Raw genomic sequence first — 6,872 nt, 5'->3', positions numbered from 1 at the left:
TCGTCACCCCTGCTCGACTCCGTGGTGTTCCTCGTCTTCCTGGCACTGGTCGTGCCCGCGATCGTCTACGGCATGCGGGTCCGGACGGTCACCGGCGGCTCGAGCATCGCAGCGATGATGAGCGGTGCGGTCAAGGACGTGTCCGGGTTCGTGGTCGTGGCCTTCGTCATGTCGCAGTTTCTCGCCCTGTTCAACTGGAGCGGACTGTCGTCGTGGCTGGCGGTAACGGGCGCCGACCTCCTCGAGCGTGCCAGCTTCACCGGCTTCGGAGCGATCGTTGCGTTCGTCCTGCTGGCCGCCCTGATCAACGTGTTCGTGATCTCGGGCTCAGCACAGTGGGCCCTGTTCGCGGCCGTTTTCGTCCCGATGTTCGCGCTGCTCGGCTACGAGCCGGGGTTCGTCCAGGCGGCCTTCCGTATTGGCGACTCGTCGACGAACGGGTTGAGCCCGCTCAACCCGTACATGGTGATCATCCTTGGTTTCCTGCGTGCCTACGAGCCTAAGGCCGGCCTCGGCACGGTCATCTCCCGCGCGCTCCCGTTCGGGTTGGTATTCCTTGTCCTGTGGATCGCCGTCCTGGCGGTGTTCTTCTTCACCGGTACCCCAGTCGGCCCAGGCATGGACAGCCACCTGTGAGCCCTGTCCGCGCGAACGCGTCCACTGCCAAGATCGACGAGAGAGAACGATGACGAGCAACTCCACTGCCTATGTTCACGCCCGCCTGATCGACGGTACCGGCAGCGCCCCCATCGACGACGCCGCAGTCGTGGTCGACGGCGAGCTGATCACTTATGCCGGCCCTTCCGCAGAGGCACCGGATCCGCCCAGCGGACAGCAGGTGGTCGACCTGGCGGGCCGTGCCCTGCTCCCGGGTTTCATCGACAGCCACGTCCACCTCGGCTACCAGAACGCGTCGAAGTTGCTGCTCAACAACCTCGACGTGCACCGAAGCCTGTGGGCGTTCGAGGTGGCGGAGCGCGCCCAACGCACGCTCGACGCCGGCATCACCAGTGTCCGCGATCTCGGCGGTCTGGACGCGGGCTTCCGTATCGCACAACAGCGCGGCCTGCTGTCAGCGCCGCGGCTCCAGGTCGCCGTGCGGCTGATGAGCCACACCGGGGGGCACGCCGATTTCCGCCTTCCCACCGGTATCAACCTGCACGACCACGAGTCATCGGCAGCGGAGCTCGTCGACTCGGCACAGGAGGCCCGGGTGGGTGCTCGTCGCCTGATGCGGGATGGTGCCGACGTGATCAAGCTCTGCGCCACAGGCGGAGTGTCGAGCCCTTCCGACACGCCCGACGACGAGGGGCTCACCGTCGACGAGATCGCAGCGATCGTCGACGAGGCGGGGAGGCACGGTGGCCGTCCGGTCGCCGCGCACGCGCAGGGAGCGGCCGGAATCCGCAATGCGGTACTCGGTGGCGTCACCAGCGTCGAGCACGGGTATTTGATCGACGACAAGGGAATCGACCTGATGCTCGAGCACGGCACCTTCCTGGTGCCGACCCTGTCGACGTTCGTCGGCTACCACGAGCGCAAGCACCTGCTCCCGATCGAGGCGTACGAAGCCAAGCGGGCGATGGAGGAAGAGGCGTACCGGCGCGTCTCCGAAGCCATCCGGCGAGGCGTCCGCGTCGCCATGGGCACGGACGCGGCGATCTCAGCTCACGGTACGAACCTCACTGAGCTCGGCCAGCTGGTCACGATCGGCATGGACCCCATGGCCGCTCTCCAGGCGGGGACGGTGCACGCGGCCACTCTGCTCGGCGTCGCCGACCGGCTCGGCACTGTCGAGGCCGGCAAACTGGCCGACATCGTGGTCTGCGACGGTGATCCGCTGGCTGACATCACGTTGCTCGCAGACCCGGCCAACGTCGTCCTCGTCATCCAAGGCGGACAGGTCGTGAAGAGATACCTCTGATGTAGTCGACGAGGGCGGGCGGGCCTGCGCATTCCGGAATAGTGGTTCGAACCAGTGCTAACCGGGTAAAAGATAGTTCCGGAGCCGAACTCTGACCACGCCAGGAGGCTCCGACGCCGCACAGGGGCCGCCCATGAGCCATCAGGATGACAGCCAGGCACATGTCAGCGTTCGCATGCAGCGGCAATAGCGACGAGGGTAGGAACTCCAGGCAGGCGCCGATCGTCAGGCGAGGCAGGGAAGGGACCCGAAGTTTAGAGAATTCACAGCCAGTGCACAGATACGGTTAACGAGGCGACGCGATGATTGTCCGTGGGGTCTGAGAAAGAAGGAGAAGCACGATGACACATGCGGACGTGCCACAGTACGACCCGATCAAGGCCGCCTGGAACACCGTGGCGACATACTCGACCTACGACGAGGCACAGGACGCGGTGAACCGGCTCAACGCCGAGGGCTTCCCCATTGAGAACCTGGACATCGTCGGCTCGGACCTCAGGCTCGTCGAGCGGGTCACCGGCCCGGCGAACAAGCTGCGCGCCGTCGGCAACGGTGCGCTCAACGGCGGCGCACTCGGTGGGTTCCTCGGCCTCGTCATGGGTCTCTTCTCGGCCGGGTTCACCTGGCTGGGGATGATGGTGATGGGCGCCGTCATCGGTGCTACATGGGGCGCCGGCTTCGGGTTCGCCTCGCACGCCTTCGCGGGCAGCCGCAAGACCTTCGCGTCCACCCGTGGCCTCGTCGCGACCCACTACGATCTGGTCGCCCGTGGCGGCCACACCGAGCAGGCCCGTCTCCTCCTCGCCAGCACCAACCTCTAGCGGCACATTCAGCCGGCCCAGCGGCCGGTCAGAAATGCCACGGCCCATACCCCCATGAGGGGCGCGCTGATCACGAGGTAGGCCCAGAGAACCCACCGACGACGCGCGGCGAGCACGCCCAAGGCGACCCACAACGGCCACCAGAGCAGGCTGGCACGAGGCACGGAGAAGAACCAGAAGGACGTCCCGAAGGCGATCACCTGAAGACCGACCCAGGTAGCCTCGCCCCAGCGTCGCCACCACAGCAGTCCTGCCGTCAGCGCCACCCCGACAGTCAACGCCACCAGCTCGGCACCGAACATCCAGGCGACCTCGGGCGAATAGGCGCCGCCGAACACGACATTCCATGTATTCGCCCACGCCTCCCACGGCCAGTGGAACTCACGATTCCACTCCTCGGCTTGAGCATCCAGCCACGCCAGCCAATCGCCGGTGAGGTGCTTCAAGTAAGCCATCCAGGCCGCCAGCGGGATCAACGGCAGGAACAGCCAGCCGAAACCCGACCAACTCCATCCTCGGGGCCCGTCATCGCCGGTCCGGTCAGGCGCCGTCGTACGCCATGCCTCGATGCGGGTGGCCAGCCAATGCACCCCCACCGCGGCCGCGAGGAAGACCCCACTGACCCGGACTGTGCAGGCCAGCGACGTCAGCACCCCGGCGGCCAGCCAGTTCCCGCGACGGGCGGCCAGCCACGCCGGAAACGCGCACGCCAGGAAGAGGGCCTCCGTGTACGGGGCGGCCAGGAACACCGCCGGCGGCGCACATACCCACGCGAGGACCGTCAGTCGCCCGGCCGCGGGGCCACCCTCGAGCTCGCCCAGCCGCCCGAGTGCCACCGCCGCGACAGCCCCGGCCACCAGCGATACCAGAAGCCCGGTGACCACGTGCGAGAGACCGAGCTGGCTCCCGAGCCACAACAGGCCAGGAAGGCCGGGGAAGAACGCCTCGTTCGGGACTTCCGTCGGCCGGCCCCCATAGCCGGACTCCGCGATTCCCCGGAAATGGACGAAGTCCCAACGCACCCACCGCTCCGCCCACGGCAGGACGTCTTGGCCCTCGGCCACGAACAACCAGCCCGCGGCCACGGCCAGCACCCACATCGACACCCGGCTGAGCAGCCAGATACCCAACGCGTCCCGACCGGTCGGACCCAGCCTCCGCTGCAGCCGATCCAGATCCGCCGGCAGCAGCGCGAGGTTGGACATTCGTGAGTGGCGGCGGCGGTCCGTACTCATGCCGACGTCGGCCTCCCGGCGGTCCGGGCACGCCCGTCGTCCCGGGCGTACGTGCCGTGCCGGTGCGAGCAGGATGCCGGGTCGCTCACCCGACGCACCGGATCATGCTCTGGCCGGATGATGTCGCGGCACACCACGCCGCACAGCCACACCAGCGCTCCCACCCGGAGCAGGATCGACCACGCGTAGACGTCACCGGAGATCATCGGATTCGACGGATCGAAGAAGCCGGCCAGGTAGAACCACACCGAGACGAAGTAGAGCACCTCGGCCACCTGCCAGATGAGCAGTTCACGCCATCGGGGCCTGGCCAGCACTGCCAACGGGACCAGCCACAGTGTGTACTGCGGGGACCACACCTTGTTGATGAGCAGGAACGCTGCCACGGCCAGAAAGGCCAGCTGGGTCATCCTGGGCGGCTCCGGTGCCATCATCGCCAGGACCACCACCAGCCCGAGCATGATCAGACCGGCGCCGACCACCATCCGGTCGATGTCGTTATGCAGCAAGTCAGGCGCCAACAGCTCCAGCGCGTACCAGACGGAACCGAACTCGGCGCCTCTGTCGGAGTTGAACGTGAAGAAGTAGGTCCATCCGTCCCAGGCCCACAACGCGACGGGAACATTGACAGCCGCCCACATCACCGCGGCGGCCACGACAGTGACCACGAACCGCCGGAACGCCGCCAGCCGCTCCGGTTCGCGGAGGACAACGAGGAAGACGACGCCGAGCAACAAGATCGGGTAGAGCTTGACCGCCGCGCCGATCCCGATCAGCACGCCGGCCCAACCGGGTCTCTCCCGGGTCCAGGCCAGGATCGCCACGCTCGTCGCCGCAACCGCCAGCAGGTCCCAGTTGATGGTGGCGCTGATCAGTAGCACCGGCGATGCCGCGACGAGCAACGCATCCCAGGGCCGGCGTGGCACGGTCCGCGACGTCGCCACGATGACCACGAGCGCGGCCACGCCCATCAGCACCGCGGTGATCTCATAGAACCGGACGCCCTCGGCGACGACGCGGTCGGCCGGATCCGCATCCACGGCTGACTGGACGGCCTGCGCCGCGTACGCCGAGGCCTGCATCACGGCGCCCGTCAGGACCGGGTATTCCAGCGCGCTGTCGCGGTAGACGAGATCACCATCGGCCAGGCCTCGCTCGGCGTAGAGGAACGGCACATCCGTATAGCACAGCGACGTCCAGACCGTCCGGTCCTCTCGCGTCTCCCACGACATGTCGTGACACGGCTTGTTCGTGATGACGCCCAGGGCAAGTACCACGCAACCGACGGCGAGCGCGATCCGCACCGGGGTCCACCAGTGCTTACCCGGTACCGCGTGCATTCCCGCACGGCCACCGACCCATTCGCTGGCGGCCGCCGCGGCTGGGTCATCCCGGCTTGGCAGGACTGGCGACGAGATCACCCGCCTATGGTGCCGCAGCCGACGCCTTCTCGCTCACGTGGGCGTCGCCCGTTCCAGGCAGCGCTAGCCCCAGCCTTCGTCGTCGTCATCGCCGTCGTCGTTGCCGTCGCCGTCTTGGTTCCCGTTCTGGTTCCCGTTGCCGCCGTCGTCGGACTCATCACCATTGTCGGTCCCGCCCCAGGACTCGTCGCCGTCAGTACCACCATCGGTTCCATCACCGCCATCGTCGCCGCCGTCGTCGCCATCGGACCCGTCGTCGCCCCACGGACCGCCGTCGTCGCCCGACTCGTCACCGCCATCGGACCCGTCACCGCCGTCAGTACCACCATCGGTTCCGTCACCGCCGTCGTCGCCCGACTCGTCACCGCCATCGGTACCGCCGTCTCCACCGCCGTCGGTACCGCCGTCTCCACCTTGGGCGTTACCGCCCCCGTTGTCACCGCCGCGCTCATCACCGCCGGACTCGTCATCGTTGTCATCTTCCGGCGGCTCCGGCCGACGGGTCGGCTCGTCCACATCCGGCTCCGGAGTCTCGGTCGGCTCCGGCTCCTCCGGCTCCGTCCGCTCTGGGAACTCGAGCACATCCTCGTCCTCGAGTACGGCATTCATGAACGCCGTCCAGACCCGCGCCGGATATCCACCTGCGCGGAACTTGTCCTCGCCGCCGACCCCGTCCAGGGACTTGGTGCCGGCATCCTCGCCTTCACCGTTGATGAACGACACGGTCGTCGCCAGTTGCGGGGTGAAGCCCGCATACCAGGCGGTAAGGTCCTCGTGGGTTCCGGTCTTGCCCGCAGATGGCCGGTTCAGATCCTGCGCGACGCTCCCGGTTCCGTTATCCCCATCCACCACCTGCGTCATCGCATACGTGACATCGGCCATGACGTCCGGCTCGAAGACATTCTTCGGTTCCGGATCGACCGAGTGGAGCACGTTGCCGCCGCGGTCGGTCACCCTGCTCACCGTGTACCATTCAGTATGGCGTCCGCCCGCGGCCAATGTCGCATAGACCTCCGCCATCTCCACCGTGGACACCTTGGCCTGGCCGAGCGTGACGCGCGGGTTCGCCTCCAGGTCCTCGGCGTCCTCCGGGAAACCGGCCCGAGTCAGGGCATCGACTACTTTCGCCGGCCCCATCTGCATGGTCACATCGACGAATGCGGTGTTGATCGACCGCTCCATCGACTCCAGAAGGTCGATCTCTTCGCCGTAGTCCCTATCACCTAGGTTGTTCACCGGAGGACCCAGCTCGGGCGCGTCGAACGGTGTGTCACCCCAGTATGTGCTCTCCAGCGAGGCACCGTCCTCGAGAGCTGCGGCCAGCGTCAACGGCTTTACCGTCGAGCCGGCTTGTTGCTTGCCGTCCAACGCGTTGTTGAAGGGCTGGTCGATGGCGTCCGAGCCGCCGTACATGGCCGCCACACCGCCGTCGTCGGGCCGCACCGCGGCCAAGCCGATGCGGACCTCGTCC

Annotated in this window: 6 protein-coding genes; 3 read left to right on the top strand and 3 right to left on the bottom strand. The window is 67.3% G+C overall.

The features are described from left to right. The 3 genes from ELR45_RS37020 to ELR45_RS06375 all read left to right on the top strand — a co-directional run. Positions 1-636: AbgT family transporter (locus ELR45_RS37020; protein WP_205856134.1), on the top strand; the 636-nt coding region annotated here is incomplete at its 5' end. Between the two features lie 49 nt (positions 637-685). Continuing rightward, positions 686-1,924, top strand: coding sequence for a metal-dependent hydrolase family protein (locus ELR45_RS06380; protein ID WP_129664424.1), 1,239 nt, complete (start codon positions 686-688; stop codon positions 1,922-1,924). Positions 1,925-2,265: 341 nt separating this feature from the next. Next, positions 2,266-2,745: a YflT domain-containing protein gene (locus ELR45_RS06375; RefSeq protein ID WP_129664422.1), complete on the top strand. Its 480-nt coding sequence runs from the start codon at positions 2,266-2,268 to the stop codon at positions 2,743-2,745. A gap of 8 nt (positions 2,746-2,753) precedes the next feature. Here ELR45_RS06375 and ELR45_RS06370 read toward each other — a convergent pair whose 3' ends face one another. The 3 genes from ELR45_RS06370 to ELR45_RS06360 form a co-directional block, all read right to left on the bottom strand. Continuing rightward, complete coding sequence (locus ELR45_RS06370) at positions 2,754-3,980, bottom strand: hypothetical protein (protein ID WP_240759215.1); 1,227 nt, start codon at positions 3,978-3,980, stop codon at positions 2,754-2,756. Next, positions 3,977-5,401 (bottom strand): glycosyltransferase family 87 protein, encoded by a 1,425-nt coding sequence (locus ELR45_RS06365; protein WP_129664420.1) that lies wholly within the window; start codon positions 5,399-5,401, stop codon positions 3,977-3,979. Before ELR45_RS06365 ends, ELR45_RS06370 begins: the two co-directional genes overlap by 4 nt. A gap of 63 nt (positions 5,402-5,464) precedes the next feature. After that, positions 5,465-6,872 (bottom strand): transglycosylase domain-containing protein (locus ELR45_RS06360; RefSeq protein WP_165367534.1); only part of this gene is annotated, 1,408 nt, incomplete at its 5' end.

Origin of the sequence: Phytoactinopolyspora endophytica, assembly GCF_004138495.1 — a bacterium.
Lineage (GTDB): Bacteria > Actinomycetota > Actinomycetes > Jiangellales > Jiangellaceae > Phytoactinopolyspora > Phytoactinopolyspora endophytica.
Note: the sequence above shows the minus strand (reverse complement) of the source record. Positions and strands in the feature narration are given on the sequence as shown.